Below are 19,863 nucleotides of genomic sequence, written 5' to 3'. Positions count from 1 at the left end.
GCCTGCTGGACCTCGCCGGTCGCCACGCCCGGAGTCGGTGACGGACACGGTGCGGGAGCGCCGTGAGCCCACGACCACGCCGCAGATTTCAACGGAGATGGAGCCTGATCGTCACATGGCTGTGCACCAGATGCTGATCTACACCGGTCCCGTCTCCGGACTCGAGGCCGACTACCACCGTTGGTACGACGAGGTCCATCTCGCCGAAGTGCTCGGCGTGCCGGGCTTCGTCGCCGCCGGACGGTACGCCACGGAAGATCCGGTCCGCTTCGCGGCGGTCTACACGATCGAGTCCGACGACATCGACGACACGATGCGGGTCTTTGACGAGCGGCGGGCGGGCTTCCGGATGTCGCCGTCACTGGACCCGACAAGTGTGGAGATCCACCTGCTCCGCGCGCTGGACGGGGTGCCGTAACACGGGGCCGCGCGAGTGTTGCCCGGGCGAAACCTCCGTCTCAAGCGAGCACCGCAGGAGGCTATTTAAGTCAGAAGTAATCGATCACGTGAAGATCGGGAACGGCCGTCCTGACCTCCGGCCGGGTCGCGGGTGTACGGCGGTGGCTCGTACGGGCCCGTGGGCGCGTCCGTCCGGCCATCATCCCGGCTCCACCGAGCGATGTTCTCGACACGGCAACCATGACGCTGCACGTCGGCCGGTGCGCGGCGGGCCTCGCCGTGGGCATGGGGAGGAGACCGACATCAACCATGGGGAGGAGACCGAAACCAATATGGCCATTTCGATGCTGTCACCGGCGCAGACGGCGCCCGAAGGACTCTTCGCCTCTGGCGACGGCGGCGATCCGCACTGGCGGGTCACCGCACGCCGGCTGGTCAGCTACGAGGTACGGCTCTGCCAGGACCTGTTGCACCTCGACAACCCCACCCTGCTGGCGACCGGCACGCCGGACGCGACGCGGCGTCGGCTCGTCGTCGTGGACCAGCGGGTCGGCGTGCTGTTCGGCGCCCGGCTGCGCCGTTACCTGGACGCGCACGGCGTCACCTACGAGCTCTGCCTGGTCGACGCGCACGAGCGGGTCAAGACCATGGACTCGGTGCTCAAGGTGGTCGCGGCGATGGACGCGTTCGGCGTCGGGCGGCGCCGTGAGCCGGTGATCGCCGTCGGCGGCGGCGTGCTGACCGACATCGTCGGGCTCGCCACGAGCCTGTACCGCCGCTCCACCCCGTACGTGCGGGTGCCGACGACGCTGATCGGCATGGTCGACGCCGGCATCGGGGCCAAGACGGGCGTGAACTTCCACGAGTACAAGAACCGCCTCGGCACCTATCATCCGGCCGAGGCGACCCTGGTCGACCCCTCGTTCCTGTCCACCCTGCCGGCCCGGCACCTGCGCAACGGCCTCGCCGAGATCCTCAAGATCGCTCTGGTCAAGGATGCCGGCCTGTTCGGGCTCCTGGCCGAGCACGGGCCGCGGCTGGTGACCGAACGCATGCAGCGGCGCGACTCCGCCGACGGTGGGGCGGTGGCGATGGCCGTGATGCACGGTGCCATCCACTGCATGCTGCAGGAGTTGCAGCCCAACCTGTGGGAGCATCAGTTGCAGCGGGTCGTCGACTACGGCCACTCGTTCTCGCCGACCGTCGAGATGGCCGCGCTGCCCGAGCTGCTGCACGGCGAGGCGGTCTGCGTCGACATGGCGCTCACGATTGTGATCGCCCGCAACCGCGGGCTGCTGTCCGGCGACGAGGCGGCCAGGGTCCGGGACGTCATGGCCGCCCTCGGCCTGCCCACCTGGCACCGGGTCTGCTCGCCGGAGCTGCTCGTGGCGGCCCTGGCCGACACCGTGCGCCACCGCGACGGCCGCCAGCTCATGCCGCTCACCGCGGGCATCGGCGCCGCCTGCTTCGTCGACGACGTCACCCCCGCCGAGATCGAGCGAGCCCTGGCCGAGCTCGCCGAGACCGGGCCGGAGCTCGACCGTCCGGCAGTCGTTCCGGCCCAGTTGGAGGCGTGATGGAAGGCGTGCGCGCGGTACTGCTGGCCGGCGGGGAGGGCCGCCGGATGGGCCGGCTCGGCCAGGGCCGGCTCAAGCCGCTGGTGCCGTTCGGCGGCACCGCCCGGCTGATCGACTTCAGCCTGCTCAACGCGCGCTCGTCGGGCCTGCGGGAGGTGCTTATCCTCTCGCAGTACGAAGAGCGCCGCCTGATGGACGACCTGCAGACGGTGTGGAACTCGCAGCCCGGCTTCCGGGCGCACTTCGGCCCGTACGACGCCGCCTACCGCTCGGCGCCGCCCGGGCGGCTGCCGGCCGAGCTGCCCGAGCGCACCTGGCCGGCCGAGCGCGGCACGGCCGACGCCCTGATCAGCAAGGCGAGGTACGTGTTCGACGACGCGCGGGACGTGCTCGTGCAGCACGCCGATCACGTCTACCGTTTCGACTACCGCGGCATGCTGCGCGAGCACCGGGAGTCCGGCGCGGCGCTGACCATCGCGTACCAGCGGATCGAGATGCGCTACGTGCACCTGTTCGGCATGGTGCGCTTCGACGCCGCGGGCAACCTCACCGAGTTCGTCGAGAAGCCCGACAAGCCAACCAGCGACCTGGTGTTCGCGGCATTCTGCCTGTTCGACGCGGGCATCCTGCACCGCTGGCTGGAGCGGCTCGACGGCACCGACTGGCAGCACGACATCAGCCGCGACGTGATCCCGGCGATGCTGGCCGCGGGCGAGCGGATCCGCGGCCACCTCGTGCCGGGGTACTGGGAGGACATCGGCACCGTCGACCGGTACCACCGCGCACACGGCCTGCTGCTCGACGACCCGCCGTCGATCGGGCTGGACGCGCTGCCCCGGACCCTGCGGCCCGAGGTCGCCCGCCGGCGGGTCGCCGACGAGGACGGCGTGCGGGCCAGCATCGTCCCGGCCGACCTGGTCAACGACGGCCGGATCGAGTGTTGTGTGGTGTACCCCGGCGTGCGGGTCGGCGCCGGCGCCCGGGTCCGCGACGCCGTACTGCTGCCCGGCGCGCAGGTGCCACCCGGCGCCGACATCGAGGGCGCGATCGTGCTCGAGGACGGCTTCGTCCAGCACGCCGCCGCCGTGCTGGGGGCCGGGCGATGAGCGCCGAGTTCGACGTCGTCGCGGACATCGGCGGCACCTCGCTGCGCATCGCCCGGCTGGAGCGCGGCGCCGCCGCGGTCACCGACCCCCGCCGCGTGCCCACCGAGGGGCTGGGCCGCCACCCCAACGCGGGCGCGGGCGAGCTGCAGCGGCGGGTCGTCGCACAGCTGGCCGGCGAGCTGCGCGCCTACCTCGACTCACCGGCCGGCGACGGTGCCCGCGCGGTCGGCCTGTCCTTCGCGGGGCCGATGTCCGCCGACGGCGTAGCCCTGGCCGCACCCACCATCTGGGGCGCCGGCGGGGCGCCGCTGCACGTCGGCCCGGTCCTCGAAGCGGCCGTCGGCGTGCCGGTCGTGGTGGCCAACGACATCACCGCCGCCGCCTGGCGCTACGCCGACGCCGAGGCGCAGCCGTTCTGCCTGTTCACGGTCAGCTCCGGCATCGGCTGCAAGGTGTTTCGCAACGGCGAGGTGCTGGTCGACGCCGGCGGCTACGGCGGGGAGCTCGGCCACTGGCAGGTCGACCCGGCCGCCACCGCACCGCGGTGCGACTGCGGCGGCCGCGGCCACCTGGGCGGCATCGCCTCGGGCCGGGGCGTGCTGGCCGCGGCCCGGCGCGCCGCGGCCGAGCGCCCGGACGACTTCGCCGGATCCGCGCTGTGGACCGGCGCCGGCGGCCGGCCCGAACGGATCGCCAACGAGGACCTCGCCGCCGCCATCCGGGCCGGCGACCCGTTCGCCACCGGTGTGCTCGTCGCGGCGCTGCGCCCGCTCGCCACCGCGGTCGGGTCCGTCTTCGCCGCGATCGGCATCCGGCGGTACCTCTTCATCGGCGGTTTCGCCGTCGCGGTCGGCCCGCGGTTCATCGAGGTGCTCGGCGACCACCTGGTCCAGGCCGGCTGCTTCGGGCTCACCGCGGCGCAGATCCGGGCGATGCTGGCCCTGGGCGCCGCCGACGACGACCACAGCCTGATCGGCATGGGCCGGCTGCTCGCGCACCGGCTGACGGCGCAGACCGCGGGGGCGGCCGGATGAGGACGCTGATCGTGGGCAGCGGGTTCGTCGGGCGGGCGCTGGCCGCACGGCTCGTCGGCGCCGGTGGCGAGGCCGTACTCGCCTCGCGCCGGCCGCCGGCGCGACCCGCCCCCGGCGGTACCCCGATCCCGTGGACGCCGCTGGACGTGACCGACGCCGACGCCTGCCGCCGCGCCCCCGACCGGGCCGGCGCCGACGCCATGGTGCTGGTGCACGGCCCCTCCGACGTCACGTGGTGCACCGCCAACCCCGACGAGGCGCTGCGGGTACACGCCGGCGCGGCCGAACGGCTCGCCGGCGCGGCGGCCGGCCGGCGGCTCGTGCTGATCTCCACCGACAACGTCTTCGACGGCGAGGCCGAGCTGCCCGTCGAGGCCACCCCGCCGGCCCCGGCCAACGCCTATGGCCGGGCCAAGCTCGCCGCCGAACAGGCACTGGCCGGCGTGCCCGGAGCCACGGTCCTGCGGGTCAGCCTGATTTACGGCTGGGAGCCAGCGGACGGCGAGAAGTGGCTCAACTTCTTCGCCGCCTGCGCGCACCGGCTGCGCCGCGGCGAGCCGGTGGCGGCGCCACACGACCAGTGGACCACGCCGGTGCTCGTCGACGACGTGGCTGCGGTCACCGCAGCGGTGCTCGGCGCGGCCGACCTGCCGCTGCTGCACCTGGGCGGCCCGGACCGGCTGTCCCGGGCCGACTGGGCCCGGACCATCGCCGCCGGGCTGGGCGCGTCGGCCGACCTGGTGACCGGCGTTCCCCGCGCCGGTGGCCGCTACGCCGACCGGCCCCGCAACAGCTGCCTGGCCAGCACGCTGCTGCACCGACACCCGGCCACGGCCGGCGTCGCGGTGCACGGCGTGGCGGCCGGCGCCCGGGCGCTGCTGGCACCCGCCCAGCCCGAGCCGACGGAGGTCGCGCCGTGATCCCCGACCCGGTCACCGCGGAGCCGGCGGTGCGACGGCTGGGCGGCCGCACCGTCTACCGCAACGCGTGGATGAGCGTCCGGGAGGACGACGTGCGCCGCACCGACGGCAGCACCGGCACCTACGGCGTCGTCGACAAGCCCGACTTCGCGCTCGTCGTCCCGGTCGAGGACGGTGGGTTCCACCTCGTCGAGCAGTACCGCTACCCGGTCGGCGGTCGGTTCTGGGAATTCCCGCAGGGCTCCTGGGCCGGCCCGGCACCGGCGGAGGAGGAGGGCGCCGATGCGCTGCGGCTGGCCGCCGCGGAGCTGCGGGAGGAGACCGGGCTGCGGGCCGGCTGGCTGCGCCGGCTCGGACGAATCCACGTCGCCTACGGCTACGCCTCCCAGGGCTGCCACGTCTTCCTGGCCGGTGACCTCGCCGCCGGGCCGGCCGAGCGCGAGGCCACCGAGCTGGACATGCGGCAGCGGCTGGTGAGCCGGGCCGAGCTCGATGCGCTCGTGCGCGAAGGCCGAATGACCGACGCGGCGTCGCTGGCCGCCCTAGCCCTCTACGACCTGCATACCCCTCGGGAAAGGAGCGTCGGTTGACCAGCGCCACACAACCGTTGACCGCGTGGGCCACGGCCGGTATCCCCGGCGCCCAGCGGGTCGACCACATCGCGCTGACCGTGCCCGACCTGGACGCCGCCGTCGCCTTCGCGGTCGAGACGCTGGGCGGGCAGGTGGCGTACCGGCTGCCGCCGCTGACCCGCGACGACGACTGGATGCGCGAGAAGCTCGACGTGCACCCGCGTGCGTCGGCGACGATCGCGCTGGTCCGGCTGGGCCCGGTGACCAACCTGGAGCTGTTCGAGTACACCGCGCCCGACCACGACCCGGTGCCGCCGCCCCCGTCCCGGCCCGGCTGCCAGGTCCTCGGGCTGGCCGTCGACGACGTCGAGACGGCCGCCGCCGCGCTCGTCGCCGGCGGCGCGCGGGCGGCCGGGCCGGTGGTCACCGCGCCACCCTCCTCGCCGCGGGCCGGCACCCGCTGGACCCGGCTCGTCGCGCCGTGGGGCCTGCCGATCGAGCTGCGCACCACCCCCGAGCCTCTGCCGTACGAGCGCGACACCGCCGCCCGCCGGCACAGCCCGGCGCCGTACTGGACGAACCACGACGACGGGCCGCCCGAGCCGACGCCCGTGCCGGGGCTGCACTGCGTCGACCACGTCGGCTACACGGTCGCCGACCTCGACGCGGCGCTCGCCGTGTGGACCGGCGTGCTCGGCGCCGAGCTGCTGTACCGCGTCGACGACGAGCCGGGCCTCGACGCCGGCCGGCCGGTGGCGCACGCCGCACTGCGCATGGGCCCGACCGACAACGTCGAACTGTGGTCGCCTGCCGGGGCGGCCGGCGAGCCGCCCCGCAACAGCGACGTGGGCGGCCGGCACCTCGCGATCCACGTCGAGGACGTGGACGCCGCCGCCGCGTACCTGGCCGCCCGGCCCGGCTTCGCCGTCCTCGGCACCCCGGAGACCATTGAGGACGGCCCGATCGCCGGGGACCGCTGGGTCTACGTGCGCTCGCCGCTGGGCCTGCACATTGAGCTGGTCCGGATGCCCGACGGCGCGCTGCCCTACGAGCGGGAGTCGGCGGGCCGGCGCCGCGCGGCCGGCAACCTGCGGTGGACCGAACGGTGACGGCCCCGACGGCGCAACGTCCGGCCCGCACGGTCCCGGTCGCGGCCCGGGTGGCGACCGCGGTCGTCTTCATGAGCATCGGCATGGTGTTCGGCACCTGGGTGTCGCGGGTGCCTGAAATCAAGGACCAGATCCGCTCCGGCACCGGGCCGCTCGGCGCGGCGCTGCTGGGCATCGCCGTCGGCGCGATCCTGGCCCGGCCGCCGTGCGGCCGGCTGGTGCACCGGTGGGGCAGCCGGGTCGTCGCCCGCGGCGCGGCCGCCGGTTGCTGCCTGGCGCTGGTGCTGCCGGCCCTGGCCCGCAACGCCGTCGAGCTGGGCATCGCCCTCACGGTGCTGGGCGCCATGCTCGGCTCCATCGACATCGCGATGAACACGCAGGCGGTGGCGGTCGAGGCGGCCTACGGCCGGCCCGTCATGTCCGCGTTCCACGGCGTGTACAGCATGGGCGGCCTGCTCGGCGCGGTGCTCGGCGGCCGAGCGGCGGGGCTGGGCCTGTCGCCGCTGCGGCACTACGCGTTCGCCGCGCTCGTCCTCGGCGCGCTGGCCGTCGCCGCCACGCTGTGGATGCTGCCGCCCGCGACCGTCCCGCACCCGGCCGGCGGCGGCCCCGAGCCGGCTCGCAGCGGCCGGCTCGACCCCCGGTACCGGCTGCCGCTGCTGCTGATCGGCATCGTCGGGCTGTTCAGCCTGGCCGGCGAGGGCGCGGTCGGCGACTGGGGCGCCGTCTACCTGCACGAGAACCTCGGCGCCGGTGTCGGGGTGGCGTCCAGCGGATTCGCCGTCTACTCCCTGGCGATGGTCGCCGGCCGGCTCGCCGGGGACCGGTTCGTCGCCCGCTACGGCGAATGGGCCGTCATCATGTCCGCCAGCGCGGCCGGCGGCCTCGGCTTCGCCGCCGCCCTGCTCGCCGACGACCCGGCCGCCGCTATCGCCGGCTTCATCGTGCTCGGCCTCGGGCTGTCGCTCGTCGTCCCGGTCACGTTCTCGCTCGCCGGCCGGCTGGGCGGCGACAGCGCGGGCGCCGGCGTGACGCTGGTGTCCAGCGTCGCTGGCCTGGGCCCGATCCTGCTGCCGCCGATCATCGGCTTCCTGGCCGAGCTGATCGGGCTGCCGGCCGCGCTCGGCGCGGTGAGCGTGCTCGCGCTGGCCGGAGTCGTCCTCATGCGGGTCATCCGCGGCCTGCTGCGGCGGGCCGAGATGGTCGAACCACACGTCGCGGCGATCGACCGCTGACCGGAAGGGAGCTTGCTGCATGTCGCTCATCCATCCGTCCGATCCGCTGACCCTCGCCGGTGCCGTGGTGGACAGCCTGGTGCTGGCGACCGACCCACAGACCCCCGAGGCGAGCATCTTCTACTGGGACCGGGGCGGACCGTACCTGCGCGCGGTGGCGAAGGCGGCCCGCGCCTACCCGGACCCGGCCGTGGCCGCGCTGGCCGCGCGGCTGATGGCCGACACCCGCGACCCGGCCGCCTACCTGGCGTTGCGGGCCGCGCTGGTGGACATCGTCGCCGCCGACCCGGCCGCGGCGGCCGAGCCGCTGTTCGTGCGCGCCTGGGACGCCGAGTCCAACTGCCGCCTCGGCATTCACCTGGGCGCCCGCTACCGCACGGAGTCGGACGTCGACCCGGTCGACGCCGACGCGCTGCGCGGCCTGCCGGCCGGTCCGGCGCGGGAGGCGGGCGGGGACTGCGAGGTCCTGGTCGTGGTGCCGTTCCGCGACCAGACGGCCAGCCGCAGCCGGCTGCGCAACCTGCTGGCCTGCCTGACCGCGCTGCGCGACCAGTCCGCGCCGCGCGCCTCCTACCAGGTCGCGGTGGTGGAGAGCGATGAGGTGCCGCGGTGGCGGGAGGTCATCGAGCCGTACACCGACCACTACCTCTTCGCCGAGAAGGGCGGCCTGTTCAACAAGGCGTGGGCGGTGAACGCGGGCGTCGTCAACTGCCCCGGCGACGCCGAGGTCATCTGCATCCTCGACGCCGACGTCCTGGTCGACCGTGACTTCATCGGCCGCAACGCCGCCCGGTTCCGCCGGCCTGGCGCGATGGGGCACCTCAGCTACCGGGACATGTGGTGCCTCGACGAGCCGTCCACGGCGTATGCGATCGACGCCCGGCTGCGCCGCGGGGAGGGCGCCGTCGATCCGGCGCACTTGCGGGCGTTCGTCCTGCGCCGGCCGCCGGGCTGCTGCGTCTGGGTGCGCACCAGCGCGTACCACCGCATCGGCGGCATGGACGAGCGCTTCGAGGGCTGGGGCGGCGAGGACAACGACTTCGCCTACCGCATGGATATCAACTCGGCGTTCGACCATTACGACGACCCGCTGTTCCACATGTACCACCCGTCGTCCTCCGCGCTGCGCGAGGACGGCGAGCTCATCAACGCACACATCCCGGCGCTGAGCTGGCGACCCGACGGGCCGATCGGCGATCTGCACCGCTTCGCGCGCCGGGCCGGTGCCCCGGCGGGAGTGTGACCCGTCCGACGAGTGGGGAGGAAAAGAGATGAACGACGCGGTACCCGTCTTCGACCTGGCCGAGTGGGCGTCGGCCGACGCGCGGCGGCGCGGTGAGCTCGCCGCCGCGCTCGACGCGGCGCTGCGGCTCACCGGGATCCTGCTGCTGCGCAACCACGGCGTCCCGGCCGAGCTGACCGGCCGGATGCGCCGCCAGGGCTACGCCCTGATGCAGCTGCCGGAGGAGCAGAAGCAGCAGTATCAGGTGGAGCGGCCGTACGACAACGGCTGGCGCGGCCTCGGCGCGCTGCAGGCGAGCGCCGTTGACGGCGTGACGATGTCGCCCGACCTGCACGAGGCGTTCCACATGGGCCCCGAGCACCGGACCGGCAACGCGGCCTTCGACCACGCCTACTACCCGGCCAACAAGTGGCCGCGGGAGATCCCGGAGTTCCAGGCGACCGCGACGGAGTACACCGGCCACATGACCCGCGTGGCGCTGGCCATGGAGGAGGTGTTCGCCACCGTCCTCGGCCTGCCCGAGACGTACTTCTCGGAGCGCTCGCAGCGGGCCACCTGGACCCAGAACGTCAACTGGTACCCCTCGCTGAACCGGGTCGGCTCGGTGGAGGAGGGCCAGATGCGGGTCGGCCCGCACTCCGACTTCGGTACGCTCAGCCTGCTCGACCGGCAGCCCGGCGTCGGCGGCCTGCAGGTGTGGAACGAGCGGGACGGCTGGTTCACCCCGCCGTACATCGAAGGCACCCTGGCGGTCATCCTCGGCGACCTGATGAACCGGTGGACCGACGGGCGCTGGCAGGCCCTGCGCCACCGCGTGCTCGCCCCGCCGGCTAGTGCGCCCGACGAGGAACTCGTGTCGCTGGTGTTCTTCTTCGAGGCCGACCCCGACGCGCGCATCGAGCCGCTCCCGTCGCCGACGGGCGGCGGGGCAGGTATGGAGCCGGTCATCGCCGGCGAGAACATCCTCGAGAAGGTGGGCGTCACGCTGACGCCGACGTTCTCCTGACCTGCAATCCCCGGGCGGGGCCGCCACCGTCGGCGGCCCCGCCCTCGTCCAGCGCCTGATCCCACACCGAGCGCCCGTCGCGGCCGGTGACCAGCACCGCCACCGGCCCGCGCGGATCCGTCACGTTTCCGGTGTACTGAGAGTCAGGCCCGACGGTCAGCGCTATCACCTCCACGCCGCCGTCCGCGGTCGGCACGACCGCCTCGACAGTGCCCACCGGCGGACCGGACCAGACCACGGTCGCCCCGTCCGCCGCCGCCCGCAGCACGGCCCGGCCGATCGGCTCGGGCGCCTCGCCCAGGACCGGCGGCCGGTCCAGCGGCGTGGCGTCGGCCGGCCGCCGGCCGTCGAGGCAGGCGGCGAAGACGGCCAGGAACCGCTCCGCCACCCGGCCCCAGGTGAACTGCCGGGCCGTCGCCACCGAGCGGGCCCGCAGCGTCGCTGCCAGCGGGTCGTCGGCCGCGACCAGGTCGACCAGCCGCCGCAGCCCGTCGTGGATCGCCGCGGCCAGCAGTCGGTCGTCGACCCGGAACGAGCGGGGCAGCGCCAGCCCGGTCGCGGCCGAGTCGGCAAGGTCGAACGCGTGCCCGAAGTGGCGCGTGCCGAGCTGGGCGGTGGCCAGCGGTATCGCGCCGGCCGCCATCGCCTCGCCCTGCGCCATCAGGAAGGTGTCCATCTCGAACTTGGCCGGGAACACGCACACGTCCGCGGCGGTCGCCCAGTCCATCAGCTCGGCCGACGTCATGGGGGCATCGCTGGTGCGCACCAGGTCCGGATGGTCGCGGGTCAGCGCCGCGAGGTCCTCGTCGACGATCGGCCCGGGGGACAGCAGGTGCACCAGGACGTTGGCCCGCACGCCGCCGTCGAGCAGCAGGCGTAGGCCGCGCAGCAGTTCCCGGATGCCCTTGTGCTCGATCTGGTACCGCCCGTTGTGGTACACGGTGGGCAGTTGCGGATCGAGCCCGAGCCCGGTCAGCGTCGCCCACCGCCGCCGTGGGCTGCGCTCGACGGTGTGCCACTCGTCGCCGATCGCGCAGCCGCCGACCACCAGCCGGTCCCGGTGCGCCACCAGCTCCCGGCGCACCGCCAGCTCGCGGAACAGTTGCTCGAACGGTGTACCGCCCTGGGTGACGGCGTGCTCGAGCTGCCCTTCGGACAGGAAGTCCATCGCCGCCGCCGTGCGCACCACCAGCGCCAGCACGCTGACGTAGTCCGCCCCCGGGCCGCCCGGGCCATCGCTGTAGAGCAGCGTCCGCGGCAGGTAGGCGCGCATCGCCCGGTGCAGGTCGCCGTCGAGAGGCGGGTCGGCCAGCCCGTCGGCCGCGCCCGGATCGACGCCGAGGTGCGCGAGCAGGCGGCGGGTCTGCGGGCCGTACACCTGCGAATTGACCGGCAGATTGGTCTGCACCGTCGACACCACGGTGAAGCCGCGGGCGGAGAGCGCCGCAGGCAGTAGATAGTGGTAGACGGGTTCGTGCAGGTGCACCACGGCGTCGGACTCGACGCGGTCGGTCAGGTAGCGGGCGGCCAGCACCTGGAAGGCGAGCGGCTTGAGGTAGGCCAGGTCCTCGCCCTCCAGCCGGCGCGGGGGGTAGAAGGAGTCGGGGTGGTTGCTGAGCAGGTCGCCGTCGAGCAGCACGATGTCGATGCCGTCGATGGTCATCCGCCAGGCCCGCGCGGTCACGGTGAGCGTGACCTCGCCCGGATGGGACGGCCACACCGCGGGGTCGAGCCGCACCGGGATGCGCTCGGTGCGCTCCCAGCCGAGGTCGATGAGCTCGTGCGTCCCGCGCAGCCGCGGCAGCAGTCCGTGGGACGCGGTCACCGCCGTCACCCGGTGCCCGCGGTCGCGGAACTGGCGCACCAGGTTCCACAGGTAGACGGAGGTGCCCGCCTTCACGAGATGATCGTCGTAGCCGCTGAACTCGAAGTGGCACTCGACGATGTGCACGCCTGCTCTTCCCCCCGCTCAGGATTCGTCCGCCCGGCGCGCCGGCACGGACGCCGGCTCCGGATGGCTGCCGGTCCCGGCCGGCCGCGGCCGCAGTACGCCGGCGCTGGCCGACATGACCAGGGCGAGCACCACCGGAATGCCCAGCGCGGCCGGCAGCCCGACCACGGTGCTGGCGGCGCCGATCAGGATCGGCCCGAGCACGAACCCCAGATAGGCGATCGTCACCACCAGCGACAGCGCCCGCCCGGCCCGGGCGGGGTCCCGGTTGCCGGCGGCCGAGTAGATCTGCGGCGCCGCGCAGGCCATGCCCCCGCCGAGGAACCCGAAGCCGATGACCCCGGCGATCGGCTCGGCGACGAGCAGCGCCGTGCCCAGCCCCACCGCGGCCAGTACGCCGCTGACCCGCATCAGCGGCACCGGCCCGAGCCGCCGGGTGAGCCAGTCGCCGCACAGCCGCCCGGCCGTCATCGCGATGGAGAAGGCGGCATAGGCGTACGCCGCGAACCCGGCGCTGCTGTGCAGGTTGTCCCGCAGGTAGACGGCGCTCCAGTCTGCCGCCGCACCCTCACCGACCAGCGCGAACATCGCCAGTACGCCGAGGAAGACCAGCGCGAAGGACCGCATCGACCGCCCGTCGTCGTCACCGTCCGCGGTCGCGGCCGGCTCACCCGGCGGCGCCGCCGAGGCCGGCAGCCGCCACCAGGTCACCCACAGCGCCAGGACCACGACCGCCGCCCCCACGCCGATGAACGTCGGCCCCGCCCCCAGCCCCGCCCGCGCGAACATCCCGCCCACGATGGCCCCGAGAAACCCACCGATGCTGTACGCCGCATGGAACGACGACATGATCGGCGCGCCCCAGACCCGCTGCACCTCGGTAGCGTTGGCGTTCATCGCGATGTTGAGCGTGCCGTGCACGGTGCCGAACACGAACAGCGCGAGGCAGAGGGCCGCGAGGTTGGGCGCGAACGCCGCCGGCACCAGCAGGACGCCTTCACCGAGCGCCGTCGGCACCATGACCCGATCGCTGCCGAACCGATCGGAGAGCCGCCCGAGCACGGACATCCCGACGATGCACCCCGCCGCAAACGCCAGCAGCGCGAAGCTGAGCCGCCCATCGCTCAGCCCGAGCCGCTCCTTGACCGCCGGCACCCGCGACGTCCAAGCTCCGAGCGCGGTCCCGAACAACAAGAAGGCCACCGAGGTGGCAACTCGCGCACGCAGCAGCCGGGCACGATCGACTGACACGACATTCACCGTTGTTTCCCCTAGGCGTCAACGACGGCCAGCCGGGCTCAGGACCACGGCCGAGGCGGGCCCAGCTATTATAAACGTCGATGCCCTCCGTCCGTGTCCCTTCACTCCACGTGGTGGCCCGCTGAGGGACTGTGGATCTAATGGTGTTTCCGGCCTGACCCGCGGGGCGTAGCGCCCGGCGAGGGAGTGTCAAGTTAACGGCTGATCTTGGTTGTCGAGTTGGTCAGTGGTTGGCCGCGGTGAGCCGGCCTTCGAAGGCGAGCTGGAACGCGTTCAACGGTGCTTTCCAGCGCATGGTCCGCCAGCGGCGGCCGGCACCGGTGGGGTCCAGGCTCATCAACGCCATGTACACGCACTTCAAGGGAGCAGTCTCGTTCGGGAAGTGCCCGCGAGCGCGGACGGCCTTACGGATGCGCGCGTTGACGCTCTCGATCGCGTTCGTGGAGCAGACGACCTTGCGGATCTCCACGTCGTAGTCCAGGAACGGCACGAACTCGGCCCAGGCGTTCTCCCACAGCTTCACGATCGCCGGGTACCTCTTGCCCCAGGTCTCGGCGAACTCGAGGAACCGTTCGGTCATCGGGTCCTCGGTCGCGGCGGTGTAACCGGCCGCAACGCCTTGGCGATCTTGTCCCAATCCTGGCGGGCCGCGTAACGAAACGAGTTGCGCAGCAGATGGACCACGCAGGTTTGTACGATCGTGCGCGGCCAGACGGTCGCGACGTGTGGGGCTCGTAAAGTCGGTTCGGGCTACGCGGCCTGCGAGTACTCGTTGATCAGCCCACTCAGGATTGGTCGCCGTTGAACGCGGGCGGCGTTCAGGTCAACGATTCTCGTTGGTGGGTTCGGTGGCCGTTGTCCCAGTGAGCTATGTGGACGGTGGCCGTTGTAGTGCGAGGTGTCCCCGGCAAGTACGGCCGCCAGGTGTCGCTCGCCGATGATGAGCATCCGATCGGTGCGTTCGCGGCGTACGGTGCCCACCCAGCGCTCCGCGAATGAGTTCGCTCGGGGCGCCCGCGGCGGGGTCTTGATGCGCTCATGGCCACGAGCATGACGGCTGCGTAGGGCTCGAGCATGCACAGAACTCCACTTCAGACGGCCGAACCGAGTATTCGAGCCCCACAAGCCCGTTGCGGTGGCTGTATCCCGGCCAGTCGTCACGACGTTTCTGGCGCGACACGGACTCGTACCGCTACTTCGGCAGATGGATAATCGTATGGGACGGCCGGACCTCGAATGTGACGATCCCCTGGTGGGGCTGGTCCTGATTTCGCCGCGACCGAACGCCCGTATTTCTTGAGGGAAGGGAAGGGCATGACCGAGGGAGCCACCTCGGCGGAGATGCCTCCGCCGGGGAGGCCCAGGCAGCGTCCAGGACTCTCATGGCGCAGGCTGGGTCAGCCGCCCGGCAGGGCCGTAGCCGTTCTCGCCGTATTGGCCGCACTGACCGTCGGCGCGGTCGGCGCAGCGGTAGGTGGCCGACTCGGTTGGCGTGGGGGGCCATTGCCGACCGATGAGGAGGCAAAGGCGATTGTGGCATCCGCGCTGCCTGGGCAACCGGTGGTGTTGCTGGCCCGTCGGGATGTGGCGTTCGGCTACAACCCACCCGCAGACAAGGGCGCCGACCGCTGGCTGGTGCCGGTACTGGGTGGCGAAGGTTATGGCCCCGGTGCCGTCGACATCACGCTCAATCCGGTCGCCGACCCGTCAGCGGCACTAGGCCGTGCAAGCGTTCTGCTGCGATCAGCGGGCTGGAGTGTCGGCATGCGCGAAACGGACCGCTACGGCAGCCAACTGGTGGCTGCCCACGGCGACTTGGCGCTGTCCTTGACTATCACCAACCAGGTGGGTGCCGACGGGGTGCTTCCAGGCAGCTACGAGCCCGCCGTCGCCGCTTCCATTCACCGCATGCCGGCTCCTGGCACTCGGCTACCGATCGCCGCCGGCGGGTTGATCGGGCTCTTGGTCGGTTGGCTCGGTGCGGCCATGCTTGCATGGATGGCCACGATCCGGTCCGCGGCCAGGTGCCGGTTGATCGCGATCATCGCCAGCCTCGGGTTGGTGCTGATGCTGCCGGTGACGGCACTGACGGCGGTGATCACCGGCAACTACCTCATAAGCGGGGGGACAGATACCGCAATGACCGCGCCGTGGGCCGCTTACATGGTGATCGTCTTGCGCGGGTTCCTCACGCTCGGTGTCGCCTGCCAACTAGTCGCTGTCGTTCTGGCGTTCCTGCCTGACCGCCGGCGGTCCCAGGGGATTGATCCACCCCCGGCCGCTGGCCTCGCTTGAAGCGCGAACCCTGTGGGTGCCGGAAAGTCGCCCGTCGCGGCCGGGCTGGGGTTTCGTGGGCCGATACCTGCCGGGATGATCGGTGAGTGGCGCTACGACTGGCCTACCTGCTGTTCTCGCGGCTGATGCAGTGGGCGGTGTTGCTGGCGCGGGACTCGGCGGCCAAAGACGTCGAACTGCTGGTGCTGCGGCATGAGGTGGCGGTGCTGCGGCGGCAGGTCGCCCGGCCGGGGTGGACTGGGCCGACCGAGCGGTGCTGGCCGGCCTGGCACGGCTGCTGGTCCGCCGGCTGCGGGGCGTGTGGGGTTCCAAAAGCCCTGAACCGGTAGTGACCTGGACTTCTACGCGGCTCGTTCGTACTCGGTGATGAGCCCGCCGAGGACGGGGCGGCGTTTGATCCGTTCGTGGGTGAGGTCAACGACGGGACGGTCGGAGCGCGGGGGCTGCAACTGCAGGGCCCGATGGGGACGCTGAGCTGTGTCAAGGATCTTGGACAGGTCCTCGTGGGTTTGCTGGTCAGGCGGCGATGCGGATCTGGTAGTCGGTGAGGGCTTCGGCTGGGGTGCGGTAGTCGAGCGCAGAGTGCAGCCGCTGCCGGTTGTAAAAGACTTCGATGTACTCGGCGACGGCGAACCTGGCGCGGGCGCGGGTATCGAAGCGCTGCCGGTGATACATCTCGTTTTTGAGGGTGGCGAAAAACGATTCGGCGGCCGCGTTGTCCCAGCACACGCCGGTGCGTCCGACGCTGGTGCGCACCTGATTGCGGGTGCAGAACCGGGCGAACTCGGCCGACGTATATTGACAGCCGCGATCGCTATGAAAAACCGCGTCCGGGCGGACGTGTCCGTGCCGTTTGGCCATCGCGAGGGCGTCGACGACGAGGCTGGTGCGCAGGTGGTCGGCGGTCTGCCAGCCCACGACCATGCGGGTGGCCAGGTCGATGACGGTGGCCAGGTACAGCCAGCCCTCGCCGGTGCGCAGGTAGGTGATGTCGCCGACGAGCCGGGTGCCCGGTCGGTCGGCGGCGAACTCGCGTCCGATCAGGTCCGGACTTGCCACCGGCTGGTCGCCGGGCACGGTCGTGCGCTTGTAGGCGCGTGGCTGGCAGGCCCGCAGGCCCAGCTCTCGCATCAGGTCGGCGACCAGGCCGACGCTGCAGGCGATGTCGGCACGGTTGAGCGCGGCGGCCACCCGCCGGCAGCCGTAGGTGCCCCGCGAGGCATCGAACACGCGCCGCACGTGGGCGGCCAGCTCCCGGCGGCGAGCCGCGGTGGCGGTCTCGGCCCGGCTGCGCCAGGCGTAGAACGTCGACCGGGGCACGCCCAGCAGCCGGCACATCCACACGATCGGATAGGTGGCCTTCTCCGCGTCGATCAACGCGCACCGCACCGCTACGGGTGCGTCCGGGCGAAGAAGGCCGCGGCTTTTTTCAGGAACTCGTTTTCCATCCGCAGCCGGCGGAGTTCTTCTTCCATTTCCTTCATGCGGGCACGCTCCACCGGATTGACGGGCTGGTCGGGCTCGGAGTGTTCGCGGCGCCACGCGTTCACCCAGTTGCCCAGGGTGCCGTCGTGGATATCCAGGTCACGGGCCACCACGGCGATCGGCTTGCCGGTCTCGATCACCATCTGCACGGCCTCGGCTTTGAACTGTGGACTGTACCGGCGACGCTGCTCGGGCATGGACTCATCCTCTCAGGTCGGAGGACGTGTCCAAGATCCTTAGTACACCTCAACGCCTGCCGTTGTAGTGACGGGCATATTCGCTGAGTGTTCGGCGTAGATGTCGCTCGTTGAAGATGAGCATGCGGTCGGTGACCTCGGTGCGGACGGTGAGCACGAACCGTTCGGCATACGCGTTCGCCCGCGGGCTGCGCGGAGGAATCTTGCACACGGTGACGTCGGCCCCGATCAGCACGGCGTCGAAGGCGTCGGTGAACTGCCCGGCCCGGTCGCGGATGAGGAATATGAACTGGTCAGCGGGCTCACCGAGGTCCATGAGCAGATTTCTGGCTTGCTGAGTGGTCCAGGGCCCGTCGGGGTTGGTGGTGACGCCGAGGATGTGCACGTAGCGGCTGCCGACCTCCACCACGAAGAACACGTACAGGCGCTTGAGGGTGAGCGTGCAGTCGACATGGAAGAAGTCACAGGCGAGCATGGTCGATGCCTGGGTGGATAGGAACTGTCGCCAGGTGGTGTGGTCTCGGCGCACCGGGGCTGGTGGTATGCGCAGGCGTTTGAGGATCCGGCGGATCGTGGACGCGCCCACGCGGTGGCCGAGGCCGCGTAGTTCGCTTTGGATGCGCTGGTAGCCCTAGCCGGGATTGTTCCGGGCCATCTGTTCGACCAGGGCGGTGATGGCCGGGTCGATGGGTGGCCGGCCGGACCGGTGGGGGTAGGTCCAATGGCGGGCGACCAGCCGCCAGTGCCAACGCATGACCGTGGCCGGCGTGACGAGTCGGCGCGCCGATCACCTCGTTATTCAACGGGCTCAAGGTCTATGCCGCACGCCCCGTCTTCGCCACCCATGTCCCGCTGAGTGTGACCACAAACACGAGAGCGGCAAGCATCCAGGCGAGCCAGGAAGGACCGCCAGGACGCACCACGGTCCATACAACGATCACGGACCCGATCAGCACGACCGCCAGGGCAACCAGATAACCGACGCCGACAGCGCTGGCCGGAATACGCAGACGAGTTCCCGAGGCTTTCCCCGCGATACGGCTAGTCACTCCCACAAATAGGGCTGCGGCGACGAAAAAGAGACCCGCGATCTGCTGCGGCAGAAAAGCAGTTGCCACGACTGCAGCGCCTGCGATTACTCCGGTTATCGCGTAGTACCACCACGGAACGACAATCTGTCGGTCAGCCACATTCGACCGGGCGAACGATTCTTGTTCTTCTGCTGAGGCGGGGCCCATAGCCTTGAGTCAACGCCTGGCCCCTTGCTGTGTCAAGCTCTTCACAAATGGGGTGTAGCGGTGGGGTGAGTCCGGTTGCCGGGTAGGGGTCGAGGTCTTCCACGATGGAGGTTCCTACGCCTTCCGTCGAAAGCCCTCGATGTGCTCCACGCTACCTTCCAGGCTCCTGACCTGACCACGTTCTGCCGCATCGAGGAGCTCGGCCTCCGGGCTGTCGAGCAGTGTATTGAACCGGGCCGGGCGGTGATCGAGTGCCGCGTCGTCGAGCCGGACGAGTGGTGCTCTCACTGCGGCGCCGAGGGAGTGCCGCGAGGAACGGTCGCGCGGAGTCTGGCCCATGCGCCGTACGGTCGCCGGCCGACCACGCTGCTGATCCGCGTGCGTCGCTACAAGCGCACCGGTTGCGGGCGCGTCTCGCGGCAGGACACCACCACGGCGGCCCAACCACGGGCGAAGATCTCCCGGACCGGGCTGCGCTGGGCACTGGAAGCGCTCGTGATCAGCCACCTTACGGTCTTTGCGTCGCGGCCGGTCTCGGGGTGTCCTGGAGCGCCGCGAATGACGCCGTCATCGCCGAAGGACGTCGGCGCCTGATCGATGACCCCGCCCGGTTCGACGGAGTCCGCGTGATCGGCGTCGACGAGCATGCCTGGCGTCACACTCGCTTCGGAGACAAGTACGTTACGGCGATCATCGACCTCACCCCGGCCCGCGAGAGGACGGGACCGGCCAGATTGTTGGACATGGCCCCGGGCCGCTCCGAGGGGAGCGGTCGGACTGGACGACAGGCACCGCACTTGACTGGTCATGGTCACAGGCGTGGTAACAACAAAGATCGATAAGTGGCGGGCGCGATGGCATGGAGAGGCAGCGAAGAGTCGAAGACTGCCGTTCTGTCCGCTTCTGTGTACCTATCAACACTGCCCGACATGGCGTAGCAGAATCGTTATATAGCTGGGGGTCAAGGGGTCGTCGGTTCAAATCCGGCCGTCCCAACGGCAAAGAAGCCCTGACCAGCGGAAACGCCGGTCAGGGCTTCGACCGTATGTCTATTGGATTTTAAACCGCCCCCCGAAAATCCCCCAAAAACTGGGGTCAGCAATCAGTTTCGTCGGTATCGGCGTGCCATTTCGGCCGGCCTACCGGCAACGGGGACCGAGTTGCGGGCTCAATGGCGGGCACGTCCACAGCCCGCTGGTGCCGATATCGCCGAACACCACGCCCAACGCCCCACCA

Annotated in this window: 18 protein-coding genes and 2 pseudogenes; 13 read left to right on the top strand and 7 right to left on the bottom strand. The window is 71.5% G+C overall.

The window, feature by feature from the left end:
- Positions 1-115: 115 nt before the first annotated feature.
- From ACNTMW_RS24340 to ACNTMW_RS24295, 10 genes are all read left to right on the top strand, one after another.
- Entirely contained in the window at positions 116-418 is a 303-nt protein-coding gene (locus ACNTMW_RS24340) for a type 1 periplasmic-binding domain-containing protein (protein ID WP_426636089.1), read from the top strand.
- Positions 419-731: 313 nt separating this feature from the next.
- Complete coding sequence (locus ACNTMW_RS24335; RefSeq protein WP_426636088.1) at positions 732-1,976, top strand: sedoheptulose 7-phosphate cyclase; 1,245 nt, start codon at positions 732-734, stop codon at positions 1,974-1,976.
- Positions 1,976-3,082, top strand: coding sequence for a sugar phosphate nucleotidyltransferase (locus tag ACNTMW_RS24330; protein ID WP_426636087.1), 1,107 nt, complete (start codon positions 1,976-1,978; stop codon positions 3,080-3,082). The genes ACNTMW_RS24335 and ACNTMW_RS24330 overlap by 1 nt, the downstream gene beginning before the upstream one ends.
- Positions 3,079-4,116, top strand: a complete 1,038-nt coding sequence (locus tag ACNTMW_RS24325; RefSeq protein ID WP_426636086.1) for an ROK family protein — start codon at positions 3,079-3,081, stop codon at positions 4,114-4,116. The genes ACNTMW_RS24330 and ACNTMW_RS24325 overlap by 4 nt, the downstream gene beginning before the upstream one ends.
- Entirely contained in the window at positions 4,113-5,036 is a 924-nt protein-coding gene (locus tag ACNTMW_RS24320) for an SDR family oxidoreductase (RefSeq protein WP_426636085.1), read from the top strand. Before ACNTMW_RS24325 ends, ACNTMW_RS24320 begins: the two co-directional genes overlap by 4 nt.
- Positions 5,033-5,626, top strand: a complete 594-nt coding sequence (locus tag ACNTMW_RS24315) for an NUDIX hydrolase (RefSeq protein WP_426636084.1) — start codon at positions 5,033-5,035, stop codon at positions 5,624-5,626. Before ACNTMW_RS24320 ends, ACNTMW_RS24315 begins: the two co-directional genes overlap by 4 nt.
- Entirely contained in the window at positions 5,623-6,717 is a 1,095-nt protein-coding gene (locus ACNTMW_RS24310; RefSeq protein WP_426636083.1) for a VOC family protein, read from the top strand. Before ACNTMW_RS24315 ends, ACNTMW_RS24310 begins: the two co-directional genes overlap by 4 nt.
- Positions 6,714-7,952 carry an MFS transporter gene (locus ACNTMW_RS24305; protein WP_426636082.1) on the top strand — a complete coding sequence of 413 codons (1,239 nt, stop codon included), beginning with the start codon at positions 6,714-6,716 and terminating at the stop codon, positions 7,950-7,952. Before ACNTMW_RS24310 ends, ACNTMW_RS24305 begins: the two co-directional genes overlap by 4 nt.
- A gap of 19 nt (positions 7,953-7,971) precedes the next feature.
- Positions 7,972-9,195, top strand: a complete 1,224-nt coding sequence (locus ACNTMW_RS24300; RefSeq protein WP_426636081.1) for a glycosyltransferase family 2 protein — start codon at positions 7,972-7,974, stop codon at positions 9,193-9,195.
- 28 nt (positions 9,196-9,223) lie between these two features.
- The gene (locus tag ACNTMW_RS24295; protein WP_426636080.1) at positions 9,224-10,201 is read left to right on the top strand and encodes an isopenicillin N synthase family dioxygenase; all 978 of its coding nucleotides are present in this window, start codon (positions 9,224-9,226) and stop codon (positions 10,199-10,201) included.
- Here ACNTMW_RS24295 and ACNTMW_RS24290 read toward each other — a convergent pair.
- The 4 genes and pseudogenes from ACNTMW_RS24290 to ACNTMW_RS24275 all read right to left on the bottom strand — a co-directional run bounded on the left by ACNTMW_RS24290 (position 10,176) and on the right by ACNTMW_RS24275 (position 14,492).
- Positions 10,176-12,152, bottom strand: a complete 1,977-nt coding sequence (locus tag ACNTMW_RS24290) for a glycosyltransferase (RefSeq protein ID WP_426636079.1) — start codon at positions 12,150-12,152, stop codon at positions 10,176-10,178. The genes ACNTMW_RS24295 and ACNTMW_RS24290 overlap by 26 nt on opposite strands.
- Positions 12,153-12,170: 18 nt before the next feature.
- Positions 12,171-13,403, bottom strand: coding sequence for an MFS transporter (locus ACNTMW_RS24285; protein WP_426636078.1), 1,233 nt, complete (start codon positions 13,401-13,403; stop codon positions 12,171-12,173).
- 232 nt (positions 13,404-13,635) lie between these two features.
- Positions 13,636-14,135: pseudogene (locus tag ACNTMW_RS24280) on the bottom strand (transposase); the annotation flags it as partial.
- 27 nt (positions 14,136-14,162) lie between these two features.
- Entirely contained in the window at positions 14,163-14,492 is a 330-nt protein-coding gene (locus tag ACNTMW_RS24275; protein ID WP_426636077.1) for an integrase core domain-containing protein, read from the bottom strand.
- A gap of 453 nt (positions 14,493-14,945) precedes the next feature.
- Here ACNTMW_RS24275 and ACNTMW_RS24270 point away from each other — a divergent pair, with 453 nt between their 5' ends.
- Positions 14,946-15,707: a hypothetical protein gene (locus tag ACNTMW_RS24270; protein ID WP_426636076.1), complete on the top strand. Its 762-nt coding sequence runs from the start codon at positions 14,946-14,948 to the stop codon at positions 15,705-15,707.
- 86 nt (positions 15,708-15,793) lie between these two features.
- Complete coding sequence (locus tag ACNTMW_RS24265) at positions 15,794-16,036, top strand: hypothetical protein (RefSeq protein WP_426636075.1); 243 nt, start codon at positions 15,794-15,796, stop codon at positions 16,034-16,036.
- A 187-nt stretch (positions 16,037-16,223) separates the two neighbouring features.
- Here the strand turns inward: ACNTMW_RS24265 and ACNTMW_RS24260 are convergent.
- From ACNTMW_RS24260 to ACNTMW_RS24250, 3 genes are all read right to left on the bottom strand, one after another.
- Positions 16,224-17,389 (bottom strand): IS3 family transposase gene (locus ACNTMW_RS24260; protein WP_426636074.1). Its coding sequence is split into 2 segments (ribosomal slippage): positions 16,224-17,131 and positions 17,131-17,389, totalling 1,167 coding nucleotides; the frame shifts between segments, so codons are not numbered across the junction.
- 49 nt (positions 17,390-17,438) lie between these two features.
- A complete protein-coding gene (locus ACNTMW_RS24255) occupies positions 17,439-17,918 on the bottom strand; it encodes an integrase core domain-containing protein (protein WP_426636073.1) in 480 nt (159 codons plus the stop codon).
- 286 nt (positions 17,919-18,204) lie between these two features.
- Complete coding sequence (locus tag ACNTMW_RS24250) at positions 18,205-18,507, bottom strand: hypothetical protein (RefSeq protein ID WP_426636072.1); 303 nt, start codon at positions 18,505-18,507, stop codon at positions 18,205-18,207.
- Positions 18,508-18,768: 261 nt separating this feature from the next.
- On the opposite strand from ACNTMW_RS24250, the pseudogene ACNTMW_RS24245 reads away from it, so the two are divergent.
- Positions 18,769-19,391, top strand: a pseudogene (locus tag ACNTMW_RS24245) (transposase); the annotation flags it as partial.
- Between the last annotated feature and the right edge of the window lie 472 nt (positions 19,392-19,863).

This window comes from Planosporangium spinosum (assembly GCF_049999945.1).
Taxonomy (GTDB): Bacteria; Actinomycetota; Actinomycetes; order Mycobacteriales; family Micromonosporaceae; genus Planosporangium; species Planosporangium spinosum.
This window is presented reverse-complemented; position numbering and strand designations above follow the sequence as displayed.